Source organism: uncultured Modestobacter sp. (assembly GCF_947486615.1).
Taxonomy (GTDB): Bacteria; Actinomycetota; Actinomycetes; order Mycobacteriales; family Geodermatophilaceae; genus Modestobacter.
In genome coordinates this window covers 64,307-87,164 of sequence record NZ_CANKUD010000008.1, presented here as the reverse complement: position 1 = coordinate 87,164, position 22,858 = coordinate 64,307, and the positions used below count along the sequence as shown (strand labels likewise).

The 22,858-nt window shown below is 72.1% G+C and carries 23 protein-coding genes and 2 riboswitches; of the genes, 3 read left to right on the top strand and 20 right to left on the bottom strand.

The window, feature by feature from the left end; translation table 11 throughout:
* Positions 1 to 149: 149 nt before the first annotated feature.
* The 5 genes from Q1A09_RS15400 to Q1A09_RS15380 form a co-directional block, all read right to left on the bottom strand.
* Positions 150 to 2,624: a cation-translocating P-type ATPase gene (locus tag Q1A09_RS15400; RefSeq protein WP_299956559.1), complete on the bottom strand. Its 2,475-nt coding sequence runs from the start codon at positions 2,622 to 2,624 to the stop codon at positions 150 to 152.
* 77 nt (positions 2,625 to 2,701) lie between these two features.
* Positions 2,702 to 4,984: a cation-translocating P-type ATPase gene (locus Q1A09_RS15395; protein WP_299956556.1), complete on the bottom strand. Its 2,283-nt coding sequence runs from the start codon at positions 4,982 to 4,984 to the stop codon at positions 2,702 to 2,704.
* Positions 4,985 to 5,054: 70 nt separating this feature from the next.
* Positions 5,055 to 5,243: a hypothetical protein gene (locus Q1A09_RS15390; protein ID WP_299956553.1), complete on the bottom strand. Its 189-nt coding sequence runs from the start codon at positions 5,241 to 5,243 to the stop codon at positions 5,055 to 5,057.
* 76 nt (positions 5,244 to 5,319) lie between these two features.
* Positions 5,320 to 5,529: a heavy-metal-associated domain-containing protein gene (locus tag Q1A09_RS15385; RefSeq protein ID WP_299956550.1), complete on the bottom strand. Its 210-nt coding sequence runs from the start codon at positions 5,527 to 5,529 to the stop codon at positions 5,320 to 5,322.
* A gap of 85 nt (positions 5,530 to 5,614) precedes the next feature.
* Complete coding sequence (locus Q1A09_RS15380) at positions 5,615 to 5,917, bottom strand: metal-sensitive transcriptional regulator (RefSeq protein WP_299956547.1); 303 nt, start codon at positions 5,915 to 5,917, stop codon at positions 5,615 to 5,617.
* Between the two features lie 227 nt (positions 5,918 to 6,144).
* Between Q1A09_RS15380 and Q1A09_RS15375 the strand changes: the two genes are divergently transcribed.
* Positions 6,145 to 6,534, top strand: a complete 390-nt coding sequence (locus tag Q1A09_RS15375; RefSeq protein ID WP_299956544.1) for a four-helix bundle copper-binding protein — start codon at positions 6,145 to 6,147, stop codon at positions 6,532 to 6,534.
* Positions 6,535 to 6,590: 56 nt separating this feature from the next.
* Here the strand turns inward: Q1A09_RS15375 and Q1A09_RS15370 are convergent, their stop codons facing one another.
* The 4 genes from Q1A09_RS15370 to Q1A09_RS15355 form a co-directional block, all read right to left on the bottom strand.
* The gene (locus tag Q1A09_RS15370) at positions 6,591 to 7,445 is read right to left on the bottom strand and encodes a F510_1955 family glycosylhydrolase (RefSeq protein ID WP_299956541.1); all 855 of its coding nucleotides are present in this window, start codon (positions 7,443 to 7,445) and stop codon (positions 6,591 to 6,593) included.
* 154 nt (positions 7,446 to 7,599) lie between these two features.
* Positions 7,600 to 8,226 carry a DUF305 domain-containing protein gene (locus Q1A09_RS15365; protein ID WP_299956538.1) on the bottom strand — a complete coding sequence of 209 codons (627 nt, stop codon included), beginning with the start codon at positions 8,224 to 8,226 and terminating at the stop codon, positions 7,600 to 7,602.
* Between the two features lie 80 nt (positions 8,227 to 8,306).
* Positions 8,307 to 8,789: a hypothetical protein gene (locus tag Q1A09_RS15360; protein WP_299956535.1), complete on the bottom strand. Its 483-nt coding sequence runs from the start codon at positions 8,787 to 8,789 to the stop codon at positions 8,307 to 8,309.
* A gap of 139 nt (positions 8,790 to 8,928) precedes the next feature.
* Positions 8,929 to 9,966, bottom strand: a complete 1,038-nt coding sequence (locus Q1A09_RS15355) for a C40 family peptidase (RefSeq protein WP_299956929.1) — start codon at positions 9,964 to 9,966, stop codon at positions 8,929 to 8,931.
* Between the two features lie 20 nt (positions 9,967 to 9,986).
* Positions 9,987 to 10,139, bottom strand: a riboswitch (cyclic di-AMP (ydaO/yuaA leader).
* Between the two features lie 274 nt (positions 10,140 to 10,413).
* Here Q1A09_RS15355 and Q1A09_RS15350 point away from each other — a divergent pair.
* Together Q1A09_RS15350 and Q1A09_RS15345 are read left to right on the top strand one after the other, a co-directional pair.
* Complete coding sequence (locus tag Q1A09_RS15350; protein WP_299956532.1) at positions 10,414 to 10,776, top strand: BlaI/MecI/CopY family transcriptional regulator; 363 nt, start codon at positions 10,414 to 10,416, stop codon at positions 10,774 to 10,776.
* Positions 10,773 to 11,714 carry a M56 family metallopeptidase gene (locus tag Q1A09_RS15345; protein ID WP_299956529.1) on the top strand — a complete coding sequence of 314 codons (942 nt, stop codon included), beginning with the start codon at positions 10,773 to 10,775 and terminating at the stop codon, positions 11,712 to 11,714. Before Q1A09_RS15350 ends, Q1A09_RS15345 begins: the two co-directional genes overlap by 4 nt.
* Before the next feature lie 417 nt (positions 11,715 to 12,131).
* Here the strand turns inward: Q1A09_RS15345 and Q1A09_RS15340 are convergent, their stop codons facing one another.
* The 11 genes from Q1A09_RS15340 to Q1A09_RS15290 all read right to left on the bottom strand — a co-directional run bounded on the left by Q1A09_RS15340 (position 12,132) and on the right by Q1A09_RS15290 (position 22,845).
* Positions 12,132 to 13,421 carry a M23 family metallopeptidase gene (locus Q1A09_RS15340; protein WP_299956526.1) on the bottom strand — a complete coding sequence of 430 codons (1,290 nt, stop codon included), beginning with the start codon at positions 13,419 to 13,421 and terminating at the stop codon, positions 12,132 to 12,134.
* An 11-nt stretch (positions 13,422 to 13,432) separates the two neighbouring features.
* A riboswitch (cyclic di-AMP (ydaO/yuaA leader) is annotated at positions 13,433 to 13,587 on the bottom strand.
* 146 nt (positions 13,588 to 13,733) lie between these two features.
* Positions 13,734 to 14,021, bottom strand: a complete 288-nt coding sequence (locus Q1A09_RS15335) for a hypothetical protein (protein WP_299956523.1) — start codon at positions 14,019 to 14,021, stop codon at positions 13,734 to 13,736.
* Positions 14,022 to 14,046: 25 nt separating this feature from the next.
* The gene (locus Q1A09_RS15330) at positions 14,047 to 17,259 is read right to left on the bottom strand and encodes a LysM peptidoglycan-binding domain-containing protein (protein WP_299956520.1); all 3,213 of its coding nucleotides are present in this window, start codon (positions 17,257 to 17,259) and stop codon (positions 14,047 to 14,049) included.
* Positions 17,256 to 17,702, bottom strand: a complete 447-nt coding sequence (locus tag Q1A09_RS15325) for a TadE/TadG family type IV pilus assembly protein (protein WP_299956517.1) — start codon at positions 17,700 to 17,702, stop codon at positions 17,256 to 17,258. The genes Q1A09_RS15330 and Q1A09_RS15325 overlap by 4 nt, the downstream gene beginning before the upstream one ends.
* Positions 17,699 to 18,094, bottom strand: a complete 396-nt coding sequence (locus tag Q1A09_RS15320) for a TadE/TadG family type IV pilus assembly protein (RefSeq protein ID WP_299956514.1) — start codon at positions 18,092 to 18,094, stop codon at positions 17,699 to 17,701. Before Q1A09_RS15320 ends, Q1A09_RS15325 begins: the two co-directional genes overlap by 4 nt.
* A gap of 26 nt (positions 18,095 to 18,120) precedes the next feature.
* Positions 18,121 to 18,549 (bottom strand): TadE/TadG family type IV pilus assembly protein, encoded by a 429-nt coding sequence (locus Q1A09_RS15315; RefSeq protein ID WP_299956511.1) that lies wholly within the window; start codon positions 18,547 to 18,549, stop codon positions 18,121 to 18,123.
* A gap of 43 nt (positions 18,550 to 18,592) precedes the next feature.
* Positions 18,593 to 18,790 (bottom strand): hypothetical protein, encoded by a 198-nt coding sequence (locus Q1A09_RS15310; RefSeq protein WP_299956509.1) that lies wholly within the window; start codon positions 18,788 to 18,790, stop codon positions 18,593 to 18,595.
* A 24-nt stretch (positions 18,791 to 18,814) separates the two neighbouring features.
* Complete coding sequence (locus tag Q1A09_RS15305; RefSeq protein WP_299956506.1) at positions 18,815 to 19,729, bottom strand: type II secretion system F family protein; 915 nt, start codon at positions 19,727 to 19,729, stop codon at positions 18,815 to 18,817.
* Entirely contained in the window at positions 19,726 to 20,637 is a 912-nt protein-coding gene (locus Q1A09_RS15300; RefSeq protein WP_299956503.1) for a type II secretion system F family protein, read from the bottom strand. Before Q1A09_RS15300 ends, Q1A09_RS15305 begins: the two co-directional genes overlap by 4 nt.
* Complete coding sequence (locus Q1A09_RS15295) at positions 20,634 to 22,052, bottom strand: CpaF family protein (RefSeq protein WP_299956500.1); 1,419 nt, start codon at positions 22,050 to 22,052, stop codon at positions 20,634 to 20,636. The genes Q1A09_RS15300 and Q1A09_RS15295 overlap by 4 nt, the downstream gene beginning before the upstream one ends.
* Complete coding sequence (locus Q1A09_RS15290) at positions 22,042 to 22,845, bottom strand: hypothetical protein (protein ID WP_299956497.1); 804 nt, start codon at positions 22,843 to 22,845, stop codon at positions 22,042 to 22,044. The genes Q1A09_RS15295 and Q1A09_RS15290 overlap by 11 nt, the downstream gene beginning before the upstream one ends.
* Positions 22,846 to 22,858 lie beyond the last annotated feature (13 nt).

Here is a 22,858-nt window from a genome sequence, read left to right as displayed (position 1 = left end):
TAGGGGCAGTCGTCGCAGCGAGGTGTGGAGCGGCAGCACTTGTCATCCGGGTCGAGGGGTGACGGCTCGGCGGCGGCGCGATCAGTGGAGCGGTCGGTCACGGCGGCCTTCTCGTTGAGGTGGAATCGCAGACAAGCGGGCGGCGAGGGTCACCGCTGACCGGCGCGGGCGTCGGCAAGCTGCCCGCTCGGGCTGGGCGAGGGGTCAGCGGGTAGCCGCAGGCGCTTGAGCAGTAGGGCGTTGACCGCGACGATGAAGCTGGACCCGGACATGGACAGGGCGGCGATCTCCGGTCGCAGGACGAGGCCGAAGGCCGGCTCGAACACTCCGGCGGCGATCGGGAGCGCGATGGCGTTGTAGCCGATCGCCCAGCCGAGGTTCTGGCGCATCTTTCGTCGGGTGCCGCGGCCGATCTGCAGTGCCGTGGGGACGTCCAGTGGGTCGGAGCGCATGAGGACGACGTCGGCGGTCTCGATCGCGACGTCGGTGCCCGCGCCGATGGCGATGCCCAGGTCGGCCTGGGCGAGGGCTGGGGCGTCGTTGACGCCGTCGCCGACCATGGCGACCCGCTTGCCGGCACGCTGCAGCTCGATGATCTTCGCGGCCTTGTCGCCGGGGAGGACATCGGCGATCACGCTGTCGATGCCGAGTTGCTCGGCGATGCGGCGGGCTGTGGCTTCGTTGTCACCGCTGAGCATCACGACGTGGACGCCGAGGTCACGGAGTGCGGCGACCGCGGCGGAAGAGGTCTCCCGCGGGGCGTCGGCGAGGGCGATGACTCCGGCCGGGTGGCCGTCGACGGCGATGAGGACGGCGGTCCTGCCGCTGTCGGCGAGCTGGTCCCGCCGGCGGCCCAGCTCCCCCAGGTCGATGCCTTCATCGGCCATGAGGCGCGCGTTGCCCACCAGGACGCGTCGCCCGTCCACCTGTGCGCTGGCCCCATGACCGGGGACGTTGCGAAAGCCCTGAGCGGTGAGGACCGGCAATCCGCGGCTGTCGCCGTGCTGGACGACGGCGGCGGCCAGGGGGTGCTCGGACTCCCGCTCCACGGCGGCGGTGAGGGCCAGCAGCTCCGCCTCGCTCATGCCGTCGGCGACCACGTTGGTGACCTCGGGCTTGCCCTTGGTGAGGGTGCCGGTCTTGTCCATCACGACCGTGTCGATGCGGGCAGAGGCCTCGAGGGCGGTGGCGTTCTTGAACAGCACGCCGCGCTGGGCACCCAGGCCAGTGCCGACCATGATCGCGGTCGGGGTGGCCAGGCCCAAGGCGTCGGGGCAGGTGACCACGACGACGGTGATGGCGAAGAGCATGGCGGTGGCGAAGGAGGCACCGGCTGCCAGCCAGATGGCGAAGGTCGCGCCTCCTCCGATCAGCGCGACGAACACCAGCCAGAAGGCAGCCCGGTCGGCCAGCCGCTGCCCGGGTGCCTTGGAGTTCTGGGCTTCCTGCACCAGGGCCACGATCTGGGCCAGTGCGGTGTCCGCGCCGACCTTGGTGGCCCGCACGCGCAGGGTGCCGGTCGTGTTCACCGAGGCGCCGATGACGCCGGCGCCGGTGGTCTTGTGCACCGGCAGGCTCTCGCCGGTGACCATGGACTCGTCGACCTCGGACTCGCCATCTTCGACGGTGCCGTCGACGGGGATCTTGGCTCCCGGCCGGATGAGCAGCAGGTCTCCGGTGGTCACCTCCGCGGTGGGCACCTCGACCTGCTGACCGTCGCGCAGCACGATTGCGCGCGGTGGTGCCAGTTCCAGCAGGGTGCGGATGGCGTCGTTGGCGCCACCGCGGGCGCGCATCTCGAACCAGTGGCCCAGCAGCACGAACGCGGTGAGCACCGAGGCGGCCTCGTAGAACACCTCACCGCCGCCGGTGAGGGTGATGGCGACGCTGTAGAGCCAGCCGGCGCCCACTGCGACGGCGACGAGCACCATCATGTCCAGGGTGCGGGCCCGCAGTGCCCGGTAGGCGCCGTCGAAGAAGATCCAGGCGGCGTAGAAGACCACCGGCAGGGACAGCAGCAGCGAGAACACGTCGTCGCGCAGCCCGAACGGTGCGGCCACGGTGAAACCGAGCACGTCGCGGCCGATCGGGGACCACAGCAGGATGGGGATCGACAGCACGGCGGCGATGAAGAACCGGTTGCGCATGTCGCGGACCATGTCGTCCATCGCCATCGAGCCGTGGTGCCCGCCGTGACCCATGGCGTCCTGGGGGCTGGGGCCGGCTGGCTGCTCGTGCCCTGTCTGGTGACCGGCGGCGTGGCCGTGCTCGCTGTGCGGGGCAGGCTCAGCGTGCTGAGCGTGGTCGCTGGTGTGTGTGGCCGGGTCGCTGGACCTGTGGGCGTGGGAGTGGGCGGCCGGCGCGGGCTCGGTCTGCGGCTGGCAGACGTGCGTGGGCACTGACTGGCCGACACAGTGGTAGCCGCAGTCCCGCACCCAGTCGGTGAGCTCGGTGACCGTCGTCGTCGCAGGGTCGTAGGCGACGTTCGCGGTCTGGGCGACCGGGTTGACCTCGACCGCGTGCACGCCGCGCTGGCGGGACAGCCTGGCCTCCACGACGGCTTTCGATGAGGCCCGCAGCATGCCCGAGACCTCGATGACCGTTGTTGTTGCTGGTGTCGCCACATCACCCTCCGTATGCCGGTTCGGTTCGTGCGCGAGCTGTCGTGGTTGTCGACGGTGTGGTGGGTGGCTGACGCCGCTCACTGGCTGGTGCCGGCCAGGCTGGTGAAGCGCCGCAGCCGCAGGCTGTTGGAGACGACGAACACCGAGGAGAAGGCCATGGCCGCGCCGGCCAGCATCGGGTTGAGCAGGCCAGCAGCGGCCAGCGGCAGGGCCGCGACGTTGTAGGCGAAGGCCCAGAACAGGTTGCCCTTGATGATCGTCAGGGTGCGGCGAGAGAGCCGGATGGCGTCGGCGGTGGCCCGGAGGTCTCCTCGCACGAGCGTGAGGTCGCTGGCTTCGATGGCGACGTCCGTGCCGGTGCCCATGGACAGCCCCAGGTCGGCCTGGGCCAGGGCCGCGGCGTCGTTGACCCCGTCGCCGACCATGGCCACGACCTTGCCGCGGGACTGCAGGCGCTTGACCACGTCGACCTTGTCCTGGGGCAGGACCTCGGCGATCACCTCGTCGATGCCGACCTGGGCGGCGACCGCTCGCGCGACCGTCTCGTTGTCACCGGTCAGCAGGATGGGAGTCAGGCCCAGCTGACGGAGCTCTGCGATTGCCTGGGCCGAGGTGTCCTTGACGGCGTCGGCGACGACCAGCACGCCTCGTGCGGCTCCGTCCCAGCCGACGGCTACGGCAGTGCCGCCGGTGGCCTCGGCGGCGCTCATGGCCTGTTGGAGGTCGGCGGGCAGCCGCTGGGACCAGTCGGCGAGCAGCCGGGTCCGCCCGACGATGACGGCGTGGCCTTCGACGACGCCCTGGACGCCGAGCCCCTCGGCGTTGAGGAAGCCCTCGACCGGAGGAAGTGACCCAGAGCGGTCCCGAGCCGCAACGGCGATGGCGGCGGCGATGGGGTGCTCGGAGGCATCCTCCAGGGCGCCGGCCAGCCGCAGCACCTGATCGGCGTCCTCACCGGTGCCGGCGATGACGTCGACCAGGGTCATCCGCCCGGTGGTGACGGTGCCGGTCTTGTCCAGCACGACGGTGTCGACCTTGCGGGTGGACTCCAGGACCTCGGGTCCCTTGATCAGGATGCCCAGCTGGGCGCCTCGGCCGGTGCCGACCATGAGGGCGGTCGGCGTGGCCAGCCCCAAGGCGCACGGGCAGGCGATGATCAGCACGGCGACGGCGGCGGTGAAGGCGACGGCGAGGCCGGCGCCGGTGCCGATCCAGAAACCGAGGGTGGCCACGGCCAGGGCGATGACCACGGGCACGAAGACCCCGGAGACGCGGTCGGCCAGTCGCTGGACCTCGGCCTTGCCGTTCTGCGCGTCCTCCACCAGGCGCGCCATCTGGGCCAGCTGGGTGTCAGTACCGATCCGGGTGGCGCGGACGACGATCCGGCCGCCGGCGTTGACCGTCGCCCCGACGACGGCGTCACCGGGACCGACCTCGACGGGCACGGACTCCCCGGTGAGCATCGAGGCATCGACTGCCGAGGAGCCTTCGGTGATGACGCCGTCGGTGGCGATCTTCTCACCCGGGCGCACGATGAACAGGTCCCCGGCGGCCAGCAGGTCGGCGCTGATCCGCTCCTCGCGGCCGGAGCGAAGCACCGAGACCTCCTTGGCGCCCAGCTCGAGCAGCGCGCGCAGGGCGGCGCCGGCGCGGCGCTTGGACCGGGCCTCGAAGTAGCGGCCGGCGAGGATGAAGGTGGTGACCCCGGCGGCGGCCTCGAGGTAGATGTTCCCGCTGCCGTCGGTGCGGCTGATGGTGAACTCGAACGGGTGGGTCATCCCCGGGATGCCGGCGGTGCCCCAGAACAGGGCGTACAGCGACCAGCCCAGCGCCGCCAGGGTGCCCATGGAGACGAGGGTGTCCATGGTGGAGGTGCCGTGGCGCAGGTTCGTCCAGGCCGACTTGTGGAACGGCCAGGCCCCCCACACGACCACGGGGGCGGCGAGGGTCAGCGACAGCCACTGCCAGTTGGTGAACTGCAGCGCCGGGATCATGGCCATGGCCACGACGGGGACCGTGAGGACGGCGGAGATCAGCAGGCGCTGTCGCAGGGAACGCACCGGGTCGGCCTCTACCGACTCGGTGGAGGTGTCTGTGCTGGCCCGGGGCGGTGCGGGGAGCTTGGCGGTGTACCCGGCCTGCTCGACCGTGGCGACCAGCGTCTCGGGTGCGATCCCGCCGGCGTAGGTGACCCGGGCCTTCTCGGTCGCGTAGTTGACCGTCGCGGTGACGCCGTCGAGCTTGTTGAGCTTCTTCTCGATCCGTGCGGCGCAGGAGGCGCAGGTCATGCCTCCGATGGTCAGCTCGACCTGGCCGCCGTCGGTGGCCACGGTCTGCGCGGGGTGGGTTGCTGAGCTCATCGGTCCTCCTGGGGAGCTGCGTGCTTGCGTGGGTCCGCGGTGCCGGTGTGGGCGCCGGACGCGGGGTGGCTCAGTCGTCGGCTGGGTGGTCGGTGCCTGGCTGCATGTCGTTGTGGTCGGTGCCGCCGGTGTGGGGCACCTCGGTCACCGCGGCCGGCTCGTCCCCGATCGGGCCGACCAGGCTTCCGATCCCGGTTGCTGCCGCGAAGACGACGACGAGGCCCAGGACGTAGGAGCTGATCTTCAGTGGGGTGTTCATGGGGTCCTCCTGAACCGGGCCGGTGAGGGTCGCCCGGTCCCGTCCGTGTGCGGTGGCGGGACCGGGCGAGCGGGCCTCAGCGGCCGGCGACCTGGTAGCCGGCCTCTTCGACCGCGGCCTGGACCGCGGAGTCCTCGACCGGGGTGTTGCTGGTGACGGTGAGGCCCCCGCTGGCCAGGTCGACAGCGACGTCGGTGACGCCGGGCACCTGGCTGACCTCCTCGGTCACGGAGCTGACGCAGTGGCCGCAGGTCATGCCGACGACGGTGTAGGTGGACGTGGTCATCTGACTTCTCTCCTTGCAGTGGTTGCGCGGCGGGCAGTAGGTGGCCCGCCGCGACGCCGCGCGGGTCGCGGGCGTCGGGTCGGGGTCAGGAGCGGACGAGGCGGGCGATCGCCTCCGACGCTTCCTGGATCTTGATGTCGGCATCGGGGCCGCCGGTGGCGGCGGCGCGGACGACGCAGTGGTTGAGGTGGTCGTCGAGCAGTCCCAGGGCGACCGACTGCAGGGCCTTCGTCATGGCTGAGACCTGGGTGAGGATGTCGATGCAGTACTTGTCGTCCTCAACCATCCGCTGCAGGCCTCGGGCTTGGCCCTCGATCCGGCGCAGCCGCTTGAGGTAGTCGTCCTTGCTGCTGATGTAGCCGTGCTGACTGTGCGCTTCCTCGGTCACCTTCTGCCTCCTCCAGGTCGCGGCGGGTCGTCCGCGCCACCCATGGAAGAGGGTACCCCCCAGGGGTATGCCTGCCAAGTGGTTGGTGCGGCCGCGATCTACTCGCACCGGCGATGACTAACCGGCTTAGTAGATGCGGGGTGGGGTAGGTCCGTCGGCGCCGGGGGTGGCCACCAGGGCGAGCCTCCACACCTGAGCGAGGAGCAACCGTGACTGTTGTCGGGTAGATGCTGGAGACCTATCCCAAGGACCTGGGCGGGTTGGACCGCCAGAAGCTGCAGGAGTGCATCGAGGCGTGCTTCGAGTGCGCTCAGGCGTGCACCGCCTGCGCGGATGCCTGCCTGAGCGAGGACATGGTCGCCGAGCTCACCAAGTGCATCCGGACCAACGCCGACTGCGCCGACGTCTGCGACACCACCGGCCGGGTGCTGTCCCGCCACACCGGCTACGACGCCAACCTCACCCGGGCGGTGCTGGAGGCCTGCGCCGCGGCGTGCAAGGCCTGCGGGGACGAGTGCTCCCAGCACGCGGAGATGCACGAGCACTGCCGTGTCTGCGCCGAGGCCTGCCGGCGTTGCGAGGCCGCCTGCCGCGCGCTGCTGGACTCCCTCGGCTGAGCCGCCCAGCACATCGGACCGCCTGGCACCCCGCGCCCGGTACCCCGGGCGCGGGGTCAGTCCCGAAGGTCGGTGAAGGTCTGTCCCCCGTCGCGGGACTCCGCGATGGCGCTGCCGGTGACCACCAGCACCCGACTGCCGCCGTCGGGGGTGCTGCCGACGTCCATGGCCTGCGGCGGGGCAGCCAGGTCCGCGGCAGGCTGCCAGGTCAGGGCGCGGTCCTGGCTGGTCCACACCTGGCCCTGAGGGTCGACGCCGACGGCTCCGCCGCCATCGGGTGACCAGTCGACGAGCTGGAGCAGCGGGGCCCCAGGGATCGGTGCCCAGGTGCTGCCGGCGTCGGTGGAGTGCAGCAGCCCCTGTTCGGTGGTCGCCAGCACCTGGTTCCCGTCCGGGCCGGCCGACAGGCTGGCCGGCGCGGACGGAATCTGGAGCTGCTCCCAGGACAGGCCGTCCGTGCTGCGCTGCAGGGTGCCGTCGTAGCCCAGGACGCCGGCGGGGCTGGCGGTGAGGGCGTGGAAGTCCGACTGGCCCTGCCGGGACAGCGGCTGCCAGCTCTGACCCTGGTCGACCGACTCGATCAGTCCGACCGGTTCCGGCAGGTCGACGCCAGGGCCTGGGTGACCGGAGGCCAAGTAGCGCCCGGGCGCGGCGACGGCGAAGCCCATGAGGTCGATGGTGGGCCCCACCTGGACGTCACCGTCGGCGGACAGCCGGAACAACCCGTTGTGGGCAGCGACCAGGACGGCGTCGCTGCCGGCTTCACCCGCCACCCCGTGCACGTGGTTGAAGTCCGGCGGGTCGGTCTCCAGGTGCGGCGCCGCCGAGGACGAGGTCGTCGTCTCCCCGCTGGCGGTGCTGCAGGCGCTCAGCGCGGCCACGGCGAGGACGCCGACCGTGGAGCGCGCCACCTGGCGTAGGGGCAGGGGAAGGTGCATGAGGAGCCTCCGGGTCGAGAAGCTGGGGAGGGCAGTGCTCTGCGCCGCTGGGCTGCGAGCGACTGCCCCTGTGGGGCGGATCCGGTGGCGGCCCGGTGATGCACCGGGCCGCCACCGGATCGCATGGTCAGCTCCCGAGCTCGGCGAGGAGAGCCTGCATCTCCTCGATCTCGGCGGCCTGGGAGGTGGCGATCTCCTGGGCCAGGGCGATGGCGTCGATGTTCTGACCGTCGGACATCTCGGTCTCGGCCATGTCAACCGCCCCCTGGTGGTGCTCGCTCATCATCTCCAGGAACATCCGGTCGAACTCGGTCCCGGAGGCGGCCTCGATGCCGGACATGTCCATGTCCATTCCGCCCATGTCCATTCCGCCGTGGTCCATGCCGCCCATGTCGTCGGACTCGGGCTGTCCCCAGGCCTGCAGCCAGCCGGTCATGGTCTCGATCTCCGGCTCCTGAGCGGCTTCGATCCGGCTGGCCAGCTCGCGGACGCGGGAGTCCTGCGCGCGGCCCTCGGCCAGCTGTGCCATCTCCAGGGCGCCCTCGTGGTGCGGGAGCATCCCCCGAACGAAGGCCACGTCGGCGTCGTTGAACTCAGCCGCTGCGCTCGCCGACGCGCTCGCCGGTGTAGAGCTGGCGGTGCTGCCACCAGCTGCGGTGCTGTCATCGGAGCCGTTGGAGCAGCCGGCGAGGACGACGACGCCGGCGATGAGGCCGGCAGTGAGGCGGGCGCAGCGAAGGGTCGTGCGGGTCATTGCTTCTCCTGTGAGTGGGATCTGGTTGGTGGACGACTGACCCGGTGCTGTCGGGGAGGCGGCCGGGTCGGTGGTTCGGCCTAGATCCGGAGGAGACAGAGAGAGGCGAGGTCGGGCGGTCTGGGGAGCTGGATGGCAGTCCACCAGGATCGGGCGCGGGCCAGCAGGGCTTGACGGCTACCGATCGGTGCGGCTCTCCTGAGCAGGAGTACTGCCGCCAGCACGGCCAGTCCGGCCAGCAGCACTGCCAGGCACACCGCGAGGGCGTGCGCCCAGCCGTGTCCCGATTCGGGGTTGGCCGGGCCCGCCGGGCCGGCTGCTGGCACAGCTAATGCGCCGTGGGTCGGACTGGCGGCCTCGACCGCGGTGACGTGATCGGGACCGTCGGCGAGCTCCGCCGTCATGGCCGACGCCATGGACACGGCCGAGGCCACAGGCGCCATGACGGCCATGGAGTCTGCGGAGGGCATGGCGCCGTGGTCGGCGGGGTGGGTGCCGCCGGGGTCAGCACTGACGCACTGCAGCCCGTGCATGGCGAATACCGCCGCGAGGGTCAGCAACACCAGCAGTCGGGCTGCCCGCGTCCTCCCCACTTGCCCGAGCATGTCCAAGACGTTACTACCTTGGGTAGTACTCGGCTCATGCCCGCAGCGACTGCCCGGGGTCACTCAGCGGAGCGGCAGTGCAGATCGGTGATGCTGCTCAAGGCAGGATGCGACGTGCCCCGGCGTAGCCGGACATGTCCACACTGCCGACGTTGACCGGTTGCCCGAACGTCCGGGCATGGATCATCTTGCCGCCGCCGAGGTAGATGCCGATGTGGCTGACCGGGCTGAAGAAGTAGACGAGGTCACCGGGCTGCAGCTCGGCCCGGGTGACCGGGCGCCCTAGGGCGGCCTGGGCCTTGCTGGAGTGCGGCAGGGAGATGCCGGCCGCGGCGTAGGCGTACTGGGTCAGCCCTGAGCAGTCGAAGGCGTCCGGTCCCCCGGCGGCCCACACGTAGGGGTCGCCCACCTGGGCCAGCGCGGTGTCGATGATGACCTGGGCGGCGTCGCTGCCGGCCTGCACCGACCCGGCGGTCGGCGCCTGCAGCGCCGGCCCACCGTGGGCGGCGTTGGCCTGCTCCTGCTCGGCGGCCGTGAGGGCGGCGTACTGGGCCTTGTAGTCCTCGATCTCGCCCAGCAGCCGCTCCTGCTGCCCTTCGACGGCCGCCAGCTGCTGCTCTGCTGCGGCGGCGGCCTGCGCGGCCGCGGCACCGGCGCTCTCGGCGGCCGCGCGTGACTCGGCGACCTGCGCCAGGACGTCGTTGTGGTAGCTGGCGACGGAGTCCAGGGTGGCGACCCGCTCGAGGAACTCATCGGCGGACCCGCTGGTCATGAAGGCCTGCAGGGAACCCAGCCCGTCCCCGGTGAACGCGATGTGCGCGACGGCGGCGATCTGGTCCTGCAGGGCAGCCAGCTGCGCGTCGGCGGCCACCATCTGGGCGGCGGCGTCAGCGGCGGCGGCCTGCTGCTGGGCGAGGGTCTCCCGGGCGTCGTTGAACTCCTCGGTGAGGACCTCCAGCTGGTGACCGCTGTCGGCGGCCAGCTGGGCCGCCTGCTCACCGGTCGCGGCCTCACCCGGCGCGGCGCTGGCCCCGACGGGAGTCAGGGCGACGCCTGCGGCGGTGAGCACCGTGAGGAGCGCGAGCACGGTGGCCGGGCGCGCTCCGGCAGCCCGGCGGGGCCGGTGGGGATGCATGGTCGCCACGGAGGCGCCCTCCTGTCTTCCGTGGCCGCCTACCGAGTTAGCTGACGGGTTCGGGCGGGAAGTCACTCGTCGTGCTCACCCGACGTGGGCGGGCACGATTCACCCCAGGACTGCGATGGGTCCCCGGTCCTCAGCGGTGCACTGAGGTTCGGCGGCGCCGGACCGAGGCCCCCTCGTGGGTGACGACGACTCGTCCCGGCGCCGCTGAAGATAGGGCGGTGATCACCGGGCCATCCCGCTGTCCTATGCGTGTCGGGTAGTTGGTGCCAGTGGGGTGAATGAGGTGACCCCGGAGGCCGGTTCCGCCCCGCATCCTGGGGTGCTGACCTGGTCGGGCTCCTACGATGACGGCTGGCCCGCCCGACCGGCGGGGCCACGCGGTCGGCCCTGCAGCAGCGTTGATCCACCGTGTCGACCCAGGAGAGACGAGGAGCGGCCATGCCCCGCTTGGGCAAGCTCGAAGCCGCCGTGATGGACGTCTTGTGGTCCACCGACGCGCCGCTGACCGTGCGCGAGGTCCTGGACAAGATGCCGCCGCAGCGCAACTTGGCCTACACGACCGTGATGACCGTGCTGGGAAACCTGCTGCGCAAGGGTCTGCTGGCGCGGGAGCCGGTGGGACGGGCGTTCAGCTACCGCCCGACCATCACGCGCCAAGGTGCGGCGGCTGCATCGCTGCGGGAGATCCTGGACGCCTCGGAGGACCCACGGTCGGTGCTGCTGCACTTCGCTGAGACCGCCACCGATGAGGAGTCCTCGGTGCTGCGCGAGGCACTCGAGCGGCGAGCAGCGACCTCATGATCGGGATGCTGGCCGTTCTCCTCGCCGGAACGGCTGTGGGCCTGCACGGGCACCGGCCGCTGCTGTGGCTGGCTGAGCGGCGGGTCGATCCGACGATCCTGCTGGTGGGCTGGTCGCTGCTGTCGATCGGGCTGGTGGCCTCGACGCTGGCCATGATCGGCCTGCTTGCGCTGCCGATGGACGAGCACGAGGCCAGTGGGCTCTTCCAGCTGGTGGGGGGCTGCTGGACCGCGGTCACCACGGGCACCGTGCCGGCCTGGCAGCAGACAGTCGCTGGCATCAGCCTGATCATGGCCGCGACCATCCTGGTGCGGCTGGGTAAGGCCATCACCAGCCGCCTCAGGTCGGTCCGGCGGCACGCCCCGCACGTGGAGCAGCTCCGGCTGCTGGCGATGAGCTCCTCGGCCGGGGAGCCACTGTGGGTTCCCGGCCGGCGCGCGATGGCCCTGTCCATCGGCGGTCGGCCCGGGGTGATCATCGCCTCGGACGGTCTGCGGGCACACCTGCCCCCGGAGGCGGTCGCAGCCACGCTGGAGCACGAGCGGGCCCATCTGCGCGGGCACCACCACGCGCTGGTGACGGTCGCCGAGACGCTGGCCGCAGCACTCCCCTGGTGCCCGCTGCTGGGCGCGGCGCCGGCCGCCATCCGGGACCTGGTCGAGCTCGCCGCCGATGACCAGGCAGCCCGCCGGTGCGGACCGGAAGCCGTCCAGGTCGCGCTGCGCCGGATGACCGGGCAGCCGGTGCCGCCCTTCGGGCTGGCCATGGCCTCCCGCCTGACCGAGCTGCGCATCAGCCGGCTGGCCACCTCCGACCCCCAGGGCGCGCGCCACCTGCTGCGCTGGCCCGGGGCTGCGGCGATGGCGGCCGGGACGCTACTGCTCCCCGCAGCCACCACCTGGCTGGGGATCAACGTCGTGCTGTGCGCGGTCACCTGATCAGCTCCGCCACGCACTGACCTACTCAGGTCACCACCACCGGTCTACACGCCGGTGCGGTCAACTTCATTGCCTGGCTGGCTGCCCACGGTGTGTCCATGGGTGGCAGATGTCGGTGAGGCCGCACAGCGGGCCGGTTCTGCCGGAACCAGATCACCCATACTGGCCGCCGGCTACCGGGCGCACCGTGTAGGTGTGCCTGGTCGGTGGCAAGTGGCCCTGCTGGCCTAGCGCCCTGGTCCGGGGGGCGTGATGCGCCGGGGGGATCGGTGGGTCCGCAGCGGCTGCTCCGCCGACGCGGCCTCTCCGACCTCAGGGGTACCCGAGAGCCGGCGCGAGCTGATCACGGGCACCCACGGCGCCGCGGGTCCGCCGGCGCGGGCACCGCGATCACACTGCCGGTGGCCCCGCCGGCGGTCAGCCGCAGCTGCCGCCCAGAGGGAGGCCGCGCTGGCTCAGCCACGGGATCGGGTTGGTGCGGTTCTGGTAGAGCCCACCTTGATGCACTTCGAAGTGGAGGTGCGGACCCGTGGACTGTCCCGTGTTGCCCACCTCGGCGATCTGATCGCCCGCCGACACCTGCTGTCCGGCGGCCACCGAGTAGCTGTTGATGTGGCCGTACACGGTGATGGAGCCGTCAGCGTGCTGCAGGTAGACAGCCAGGCCGAAGCCGGACGCGGGCCCCGCCTGCAGGACCGCACCACCCTCGGGCGCGTAGATCGGGGTGCCGATCGGAGCAGCGATGTCCACGCCGTAGTGCATGGTTCCCCAACGCGAGCCGTAGCACGAGGTCACCCGGCCGGTCGTCGGTATGCCGGTGCTCGTGCCGGCGGAGGTCCGCTCGCTTCCGCGGGAGGCCGCTTGTTCGCCCCGTTCGGCCGCTGCGACTGCGGGTTCGCCGGCGTCTGTCTGCTCGGCAGCTGCTGAGGTGGCCGTTTCGCGGGCGAGGGTGGCCACTCGCTCCCGGGCCTGCTGGAGTTGCTGCTCCAGCGCGGCCCTCTCGCCTACGGCGGCGTCGTAGGTCCGCTGGGCGGTGGCGAGCTCGTCCTTGGCGACCCGCTCGGCCTCCGCGGCGGCCTGAGCGGCCGCGTCGCGGGCATCCACGGCCGCCTTGGCGGCCTCGGTCGCTGCCTGCTGCTGGACCTCGACGACCTCGAACTCCTCGAGCTGCTCGGCCCGACCATCCCCGAGGTACTCCAAGGTCGCGGCCCGGTCGAGCACTTCCTCGGGGCTTGCTGCACCGAAGAACGCCGAGGCAGCGCCGTAGGCGTCAGCACCCATGTAGCTCTGCCGGCCCACAGCCGCGACGTCGGTGCGTGCCTGGTCGACCGCAGCCTGTGCGGCACTCAGCTCCGCAACCCGGGTATCGGCCAGCTGCCGGGCTACGGACAGTTCGGCCTGGGCGACCAGGCTCTGGTCGGCGACTGCCTCCGCTTCCACGGTGAGCCGCTGCAGGTTCTCCTCAGCTGCCGCCACGGACTCTTCGATGCCACGCAGCGCGGCATCGGCCGCGGCGAGCTCGGACTGGCTCGCTGCGGGAGCCGGTTCTGCGGGTGCGGCCTGGGCTGCGGGGCCCGCGAGGGCCAGCAGCAGTGCGGCACTGGTGGCCAAGGCCGGTGCGAGCACCGCGGTGCGCCAGCGGGGGCGCTGCGGGTGAGCCGACTGCGGGTGTGCGAGGTGCCAGATGATGTCGTGCGATGTCGCCAACGCGACGGGCTCCGTTCTCCCTCACCGTCTACCGAGTTAGCTGACGGGTTCGGGCCGGAGACAGCCCTACTCGCGGCGGCACTGTGGCCAGGCGAGATTCACCCCAGGGGATCGATGGGTCCCCGGTCCGCCACCGCGAGCGGTGGTGGTTCGACGGGGTCCGGGCGAGGACCTCAGGGCGAGGTCGTGGCTCACACGGACCGGACGGGACGGTACTACGACCTTGGATAGTTGTCACAGATCGGTAACAGTGGCCAACTACTTCGGCCTGCCGCGTCGGTGCTAGCGGCCATCTCTGTTCCAGGCCTGCGCTCAGAAGCTGTCGAGCACCGGCAGCAGCTGGACTCTGGCACCGACCACAGCGGTGGCGTCGGCCAGCGCCTGGCGGGCTTGATTAGGGCCGGCTGGGACCGGCGCGTGCGGGGAACTCCGGCTCGTGACGGCGCGGGTAACCAGTGCGGACATGTCGAGGTCGCTGGTGCGGGCATGGATCACATCGACGATCTGCTGCTCGATCTCCGCCAGGACGTCGCCATCGCTGGCCAGGACGTGATGCCACCGGGTGCCGCTGGTCGCTGCGTCATCGATGCGGGTGAGCACTCACCCTGAGGCGCGGTCGAGAGCTTCAGGATGCCTTGTTGAGGTACTGCCGCCGGGCGCGGTTGATGGTCTCCGCCGTGCTCATGGGCAGGTCCATCTCATCCTCTCCGTCATGCACCTGCACGATGCGCGCTACGTAGGTCTCGGCTTCGGCGCGGTTTCCCTGGTGGTAGCCGACTTCCATCGCGTCGAGCAGTACCTGCTCGTCGTCCGATGCGACGAGCAGCGCAGTCGCCGAGCCAGTGCGCGCCGCAGCCAGGTCGCCGATGGCGAGCGCGACGGTGACGACCTGGTGGGCGACGTCGCAGATCGCGGCGCTGAGGGTGAAGTCGAGACCATCCAACCATTCATAGCCTGTGGGACGTTGGGCGAACGGCGGCCCGGACACCAACTCCAAGGCGGCGAGCAAGTCGGGCAGACCATCGTCGCCGCGTACCTCCGCGCGAGCACGCAGCTGACGGAACAGGTCAGCGTCGACAAGCACGTTGGTCAGCGTGTACCGGCCACGGTGACCAGAGCTGAGGTGCTTGTGCCCGGTGGCGGGGTCGACGCCGAGCCACCCACGCGCGCCGGCGGTGACCCGGTGCACGTACGCGCGGGCGCTGACCGGGTCTGTCTTGCCGCCGCGGGCCGGTTGCAGGGCAGTGGCGGCCTCGTCGGCGGTGGCGCCGTGCGGGCGGGTGGCGAGGTAGGCGACCGTCTCCTCGTAGCGGCGGCGCAGCCCGAACTTGGCCACGGCCGTCTCGTTGCCGTGGGCTCGCAGGGTGACCGGTCCGAGCAACGTCAGCCGCGGCCGGGTGCAGTCGGGTGACCACCAGTCAGCAAGATCGTGATCGAGCTGGGTGAGGTCGTTCTGGATGCGCCGGCGGAGTGCGGCAGGGACAGTCCCCGCCGTCGCCTGCGCAACGTCGGTGGTCGCCAACGGACCGGAGTGACTGGCAGTTGCCTCGAAGGGTGCTGCGGCAGCGGGCTGTTGGTGTGGCGCCGGCAACCGATCGAGGGCCGGTGGCGGGCTGGTTGCCGGAGGGGTCACGCTGTCGCGCAGTGCGCCGGCGGCGTCGGTGTGCACCTGCCATGGGCGGTCGCCGTCGGCGGCAGGGATGGGTTCGTCGCCGGAGTCGCGTTCGAAGGCCAGCAGCGCGGCGATGTCGCGCGCTTGCTGAACTGTCAGCTGCGGCGCCGGCAGGCGAAGATCGAGAGCGGGAACGAGAAGCAGTCCGTCCTCGGTGAGCGTGAGCAGCCACTCGCTTCTCCGCTGCGCCGGCTCGGCGCCGAGCACCAGGGCCAGTGCTGTGCGCTGCTGTCGCGACTGCAGGGCAGCGGCGACTTCGGCCAGTTCGCCGTCATCGCCGATGTCGTGCGGAGCGAGAACGACCTGGGGCATCCAGCCGTCGCCGGTTCCGGCCCGGAGCCGACCGTCCAGCACGTCCACGGTGCCGCTCTCACCGGATTCGTCCAGGCCGATGTGAGAACCGGACTCGACGGGGTGGACCCGGTGCGGCGCCAGGTCGACCAGTTCCCGACCGAAGCCGACAGTGGTGACGGTGAGCAGGTCTGACCAGCTGTTGACGGCTAGTTCGGCTGCCAGGTGCCGGGCGAAGTCATCCCGGCGGTCGACCGTCCCTGCCACGTGGACAGCGCCCATCCGCTCCAGGTCCAGCAGCCAGCGACCTCGGCTGTCGGAGCCGATGGTGACCAGCGCTGGATACGGCGCCAGGCGTGCGCGAGCCAGATCCACGGGGACGCCGGTGTCCTGGTCGAGCTGCACCGTCCACCAGAGACCGGTCTCGTCGGCGGTCCATGGGTCGGGTGGCGGGCGGCTGGCCGGGGCGTACAGCCGAAGACCAAGGTGGCTGCTGTCCAGTCGCGCAGCCACGACGTCGGGCAATCTTCCCTCAGGGTCTTCGCAGATCTTGACGGCGAGGCTGCGCACTGCTCGGTCCAGCGCCGCGTAGTCGGCATGGCCGGCGTCGGCCGCTGCGGTCACGGTCCTCTGAGCGCCAACGAGTTCCCTCGGCAGGGAGGCCAGTCGGCGACCAGGGCGTCGACGGCGCAGACGCTGGCGGCGGTGTGCCAACCAGACTGCGCCGACACCGGCGGCGAGCAGCGCGCCGCTGCCAGCAAGAACGGCCACCAGCTCCGACGGTGCCGGGCTCTCGTCGGCGTCGCGGCCGTCGACATCTGCCGACGGTGGTTCGGAGCGCTCGGATGGACGCGCCGATGTCGGCGACGTGGCCGGTGTCGACTCGGCCGGATCGGAGGACTCGCTCTCCCCCGGCAACGCGGGTGGCGCCTTCTCCGCTGGCGAGACGGGCGTGGCCGACGGAGCGGGGTCGGAAGTGGCCGGGTCGGCAGTGGCCGGGTCGGCGGGCGGGATGTCGAGGACTTGCCCAGGACGGATCAGGTCAGGGTCGGTGAATCGACCGCCGCCCGGCAACGGTTCGCCGACATTGAGGTCGAAGATCGGCTGCCAGTGCTCCAGGCCATTCTGCTCGGCCAGGTCGGCCAAGGTGTCCCCGGGCTGCACCGTCACCTCGCCCGCGGTCGCGCCGGCTTCGGGAAGACTTGCGTCCGGTGGGAGGACCAGCGTCCAGCCAGGGCGGATCAGCCCCGGGTCGGTGAGGAGTGCGCCGTCGGGCTGGGGCCGGCCGCGGTTGAGCTCGAGGATCTCCTCGAAGCGGGCCCAGTCGCCCAGGTAGCGGGCGGCGATGCGGCCGAGGGTGTCGCGCGGCTGCACCGTGTAGGTGGAACCAGCCAGGGCGGGCGCAGCCGGCGGGGTGTCCGCTGGCGGGGCGGGCGCCGACGGGGGCTCCGCGTGGCCGACCGGCTGGTCGGCGACGACGGGTGGGCCGGCCAGGGCGGGAGCGGCAAGCAGCGGCCCGCTGCCGACTCCGAGGACGGCAGCCACGAGCAGGCCGGCCATCTGCTGCGGCGCCGCCAGGCCGGGCAGTCGCATCGGTGGCAGGCCGCGCAGCTGGCTGGCGAGCTCGACGGTCACCGAGAGGGTGAAGCAGGCCCACGCGATCCAGCCGATGACAACGAGCAGGCCGAGGAAGAGCGCGCCGGTGTCCGGGCCGCTCAGCGCGGTGGTCACCTGTTCCCAAGAGGGCAGCTCGTCGGGCAGGTAGGCGCCGCCGAGCTCCCAGAGCGCGATCGGGACGCCGGCGACCGCGGCCACCAACAGGACTCCGGCGATCAGCCGGCGTAGCAGGTCCTGCACCTGCGGTGATGTGGTCATGGGCCCGCTCCGCCGTTCTGGCCGGTCCCGCTGATCAGGTCGGCGGTGCCGGTGCCCTCCACGGTCAGCGTGGAGATCCCGATCAGGCCGAGGAAGACCGTGGGCTCGGTGATGGTGGTGGTCACCTGCAGGGTGTCGCCGTCGACGACGGTCACCGCGCCCTGCACGTCGTTGCGGTCGAGGTAGTACTGCGCGGCGGCGACCGCGGCGGCCGGATCAACGCGGATCTGCCCGATCAGGGCGGCGGAGACGTCGAGGGCCTGCCCGCCGGCTCGAGCGGCTTCGTCGGCGATGGCGTTGGCGCGCTGGGTGGCGGCCACCTTGGCGCCGCCGTCGACGGCCAGGCCGATGATGAGCAGCAGCCCGGGGACGAGGACGGCAAGGAAGGCGCTGATCGCGCCGCGCTCGGCATCGGCGTACCGGAGCCGCTGGCGGGTGCTCATCGTTCGCGATAAGCGTCGACGGGGCTGGTGAAGGACGCCTCGACGGTGACCGATCCGGGAAGGCCCGGGGCCAGCAGGTCCCCCATGCCGATCACGCAGGTGATCGACACGGTGACGTCGCCGGGCTGACCGGGCAGGGCCTGGAATCCGGTGGTGTCGATGTCGACGCTGGTGCTCTGACAGCGCAGGTCCTGAGCGGCAAGGGTGCGGTCCGCCTGAGCCGCGGCCAGTGCGGCGGCGGTGACGTCATCCCGCGCGAGGGATGCCTCCCGGGCGGCCGCGCGGGCGGCTTCGGCGACGGCACCCTCGGCCACCTGGGTCCGCCCGGCGACGACGGCGAACGACACCAGCAACAGCAGCACCGGTGCTAGCAGTGCGAGCTCGACCGACACCGACCCCCGCTCTGCGTCCTGGGCGCTCATGGGGTGGGCCGTTCGACGGGGCCGACGGCGGTCTGGGTGACCGACCAACCGGAGAGGCCGGGAAAGAGGCTGAGCGAGGTGCCGGTGACGGTCACCTCGATGCTGCTGGGAGAGCCGCTCACCGTCACGTTGCGGCCGGTGAGCAGATCCTGCGCGGTCTGATCGAGGAAGCCCTCGGCCGCCGACTGGGCGCGTGCGGTCGAGGCGGGCTGCACCCGGCCCTCGCGGGCGCCCTCCTGGGCCGCGCCCAGGGCGACCGACCGGGCGTAGAACCACAGGGACGCCTGGATCAGGGTCATCACCAGCAGCAGTACAACCGGGAAGGTGACCGCCAGTTCCACCGAGGCCGCCCCACGCTCGCTGGACAGCCGTCGTTGTTCTCGGCTGCCGGTCCGGCGGCCGAGGGCATGGCGCGGCGGGGGCATGCCCGCACGGTCGCTGGCGGTGGCGGGGCCGTACACGAGCTGGCTACTGGATCTCGGCGGAGCGGGAACTGACCGCGTTGGCGATCACGGCCACCAGCGCGATGGCGATGCCGATCAGCGCTACGGTGATGATCACCTGCTCGACCGACAGCGAGCCTCGCTCCGGATCGTCGCGGGCATCGCGGAGTCGGTCGCGCAGGGCAGCGCCGAGAGCGGTCAGGGTGCTGATCAGTTGCGTCATCGGATCTCCTCGACTGGTGCTCGGTCAGCTGGTCATGAGTCGGGCCAGGGCGGGATAGAGGAACAGCAGCAGGAAGGCGATCGACAGCAGGGCAACGGGGGCGGTGAGCTTCTCGCTGGCGGTGTTGGCCGCCGCTTCCTCCTCGGCCAGCAGCTGCACCCGCAGCGACTGGGCACGGGCTCGCAGCGTCGGGGCGATCGACGCGCCTTCGACGGCGGCGACGGCGGCGATGTCGGCGACATCGGCCAGTTCGCCGACCCCGGTGTCGGTGGCCAGCCGGCGCAGCCCGTCCCAGGGCGGGTCGCCGGCCAGCCGTGCGGCGACAAGCGCGTCGGCGATCCGCCGGAACACCCAGCCCTCGCCCAGGGCGGCGGCCCGTTCCAGAGCGATGGTCGGCCCCTCGCTGGCGTCGCGGCGGAGGCTGACCAGGTCCAGGTAGGAGCACAGCGCCCGGCGCAGCTGGCCGCGTGCCTCGCCGGCCTGGTCACGCGCGACGATGTCGACGACGAAGAACAGGATGACGGCCAGAACCAGCGACCCGGCCGTCGGAACCACCACCGGCAGGCGTACGCCGAGGACTCCGAGCACGGCGGTCAACAACGGCACGAAGGCCGCGCCGAACGCCGCGAGGCCGATCTTGCGGGCGGCGTACCCCTCCGGCGTCCAACCGATGAGCGCGAGCGCCTGGGATGGCGCCCGCAATGCGTCGGCGGGCAGCCGTGCCGCGACCCACGTTCCGGCGCGCCCGGATGCCCGCGCCCACCGGTCGCCTCCCTCAGTCATCAGACCGACGGGGACCGGGGCCGCGCGCCCGTCAAGGCGGGCGAGCGCGTCGACCAGCCGCGGCTGCTCGACCACGAGGGCGGCGCGCACGAGCAGGAACGCGCCGAGCCCGACGATCCCACCGAAGGCGATCAGCAGCGCCTGGGGGCCGCTCATCGGACCGCTACCTCATCCGACTCGAGCTCGGCTGTCTGCCGGCCGCCGGCGGTATCGACCAGGAAGCGCGGCGAGGGCGCTGGCATGGTGAGCTGGCGCATCCACAGCAGGCAGGCGCCGATCAGCCCGGCGATCACCGCCAGCACCAGCTGCCCGACCCCCGTGCCGTAGGGCGCCAGGTAGTTCCCGTTGAGCGCGGCCAACCCGGATGCGGCCACGGTGATCAGCAGCAGCCAACGTGCGTTGGCGCGGGGCTTGGCGCGGTCAGCCTCGACCTTGCGGCGCATGGTGACTTCCTCGGTGAGGCTGCCCGCCAGCTCGGTCAGCACCCGCGCCAGTCCGGGCCCGCGCAGCTCCGCACCGAGCAGCAGGGCGGCGACGACCAGATCCCCGGCGGTGTCGTCGAGGTCGTCGGCGAAGGCCAGCAGCGCTCTGGACGTCGGCCAACGCGCCTGCAGCCGCGCGGCCAGCGTCGCCACCTCAACCGCGATCGGCCCGGGGGCGGTGCGGGCCGAGCGGATCAGCGTCTGCTCCAGACCGCCGCCCGCGCCCAGCACGTCGGAGGTGCGGCGCACCCACTCCTGCAACGCCTCCAGCCGCTCCACTGCGGCATTGCCACCGGAGAACTGCGTCAGCAGCCAGGGCACCCCGATCACCGCCAGTCCGGCCAGCGCACCACCGACCGGCCACCCCGAGACCAGCCACACCACAGCCGCCACCACGGCTGCGGCCACCCGCAGTACCTGCTGCCGCAGCGCCGCCGGCCGGTCGGGCCGCGCCGTCGGTCGCGGCTTGCGACGCCGCGACCGAGCCGGGGGCTCGGCGGCGGTGAGCGCGTGGGCGGCCAGCAGCAGCCCGCCGACCGACAAGGCACCGCACACGCCGGCCAGCAGCCCCGCGCCGCTCATCGCCGTCCCCCAGCGGCGCTCGTCCAGTGACCTCCGCCGGCCCGCAGCCAGTCGGGGTCGAAGCCGACGCGGACGTAGTCGGCCAGGTCCACCGGATCGTGCTCGGGCACCGCCCGCCCGTCGGCGCCAGGGGCGAAGACGTCGGTGACCGCCGGGCGGCCGCCCTCACCGATGCCGTTGCACTCGACCACCTGGCTGACGAACCGCTGCCGCTCGCCCCCGACCCACCGCTCGTCGACCGTGGTGATGTGGACGATCAGGTCGACCGCCGACGCGCACGAGCGGTAGGCATGGTCCGGGGTGACGGCGGCGCGGCCGCGCATGCACAGGTTGGCCAACCGCTCGAAGGCGTGGTGCGCAGAGCGAGCGTGCAGCGTGCAGGCGGACCCGCCCTCCCCCGCCTCCATCACCTCGATCAGCGGCCACGCCTCCTCGCCGCGCACCTCGCCGAGCCAGACCCGGCTGACGTTCATGACCAGTGCCTGCTCGACCAGCTCCGTCAGCGTCACTTCGCCCAGGCGGCGGCCGTCCGGAGCACGCTCGCCCGTCCCTTCGCGGGCCTCGAACGGCACCACCCGCGGATGCCGGTCGGGCAGCTCGTGCAGCAGCAGCTCGAAGTGCTTCTCGATCGTGGCGAGGTTCTCGCTGACGGGAAGCTCGTTGGCCAATGCCCGCAGCAGCAGTGTCTTCCCGGCGCCCTGCGCGCCGGTGACGACGATGTTCTTGCGGGCCCGCACCGCCGCGCGGAGAAACTCGGCGAGCGCCCGGTCAACGGCCCCCAGCTGCACCAGGTCGTCGAGATCGACGTCGCGGATGCGGTGCCGGCGGATCACCAGCTGCGGGCGGGGCACGGTCTCGATCACCGCCGCCAGCCGGGATCCGTCCGGTAGGCGCATGGTCAGCAGCGGACTCGCTGTGGTCAGGGTTCGCTCCGCGCGGCCCAGCCGGGCGGCGATGTGCTGCAGCTGGCGGACCAGGTCCTCGTCGGAGTCGGCGATCGGATCGACCCGGACGTCGCGTCCGTCGGCGTAGCCGATCCACACGTTGTCGTGCCCGTGCGCCTCGATGTTCTCGACCTGCGGGTCGTCGACGTAGGGCTGCAGCCGGCCCAGACCGAACTGTGCGGCGAACACCGCCTCGGCGATCGCCACCTCGTCGTCAGGAGTCGGCACCGCCTGCCCGGCCCGCATGCGTTGCCGGACCAGGTCGTCGATCCCGTCCTGGGCGAGTGTGCGGGCCAGCTCCTGCTGCGCCGCTGCGCTGAGCGCCGGACGGCGCTTGAGCTCTTCGGCCAGCGCCGTCGCCGTCGCCTCGTGCAGCCGGCGCACCAACGCCCAGTCCACCGTGGCGGGCGACGCGTGGAGTCGTCGAGGCACGGCCTCCTGGCCGAGCGGCTGCATGAAGTCAGCGGACACGGCTGCCCCTTGTTGCGACCGCGGACGCAGGCACATGCGCCGGCGGTGGGGCCACCCGGGACTGGTGCGCCGCGACGGATTCGACCAACCGGTTGGCGATCGTGCGGGCGGCCCGCAGCAGGGCCGACTGCGCGAACAGGCGGCCGGCCGGGGCTCCGTCGCTGAGCACCACCGCCGCCTTCTCGTCCCGCGGCATCGAGCCGACGACGGGAACGCCGAGCGCCTCGCTGATCTCTCGCTCGCCGTACGGCTCCCCCGGCCCGATCACCAACGCGCCCAGCATGCCCGGACAGGCATTGCGTTCCCGGAGTTCGGCGACCGCCTGCGTCGCCGAACGCACGCCGCGAAGTGTTGAGCCGGTGGCCAGCACCACGGCGGCGGCCCGATGGAGCACCGCGCCCGGGAAGTGCTCGGCGCGCAGCCGCCCGACGTCGGCGACGACATCGATCGCACCGTCCTCCACCGCCACCAGCGCAGCGGCCAGGCGATCCCAGTCGATGTGTCGGGCGCTGGCGGGGTCGGCCAGGCCGGGTAACAACCGTGCCCGCCCTTCGGAGTCGAGCCGCAGCAGCTGGCTGTCCAGGTGACGGGACGTCCCGCCCCGTCGCGCCGCAAGCGCCAGGTCGGCCAGCCCGCCCGCGGACATCTCCCCCCGGCCGTATCCCGCCAGCACGTCCCCGCCGGCCGGATCCAGCTCGGCCAGGATCACCGGCCGCGGCCAGGACAACGCCAGCGCCAGCGCGCTGGTGGTGACCCCGGGGGCACCCTTCGCCGAACACAGCGCGATCAACACGGCGGCAGCCCCG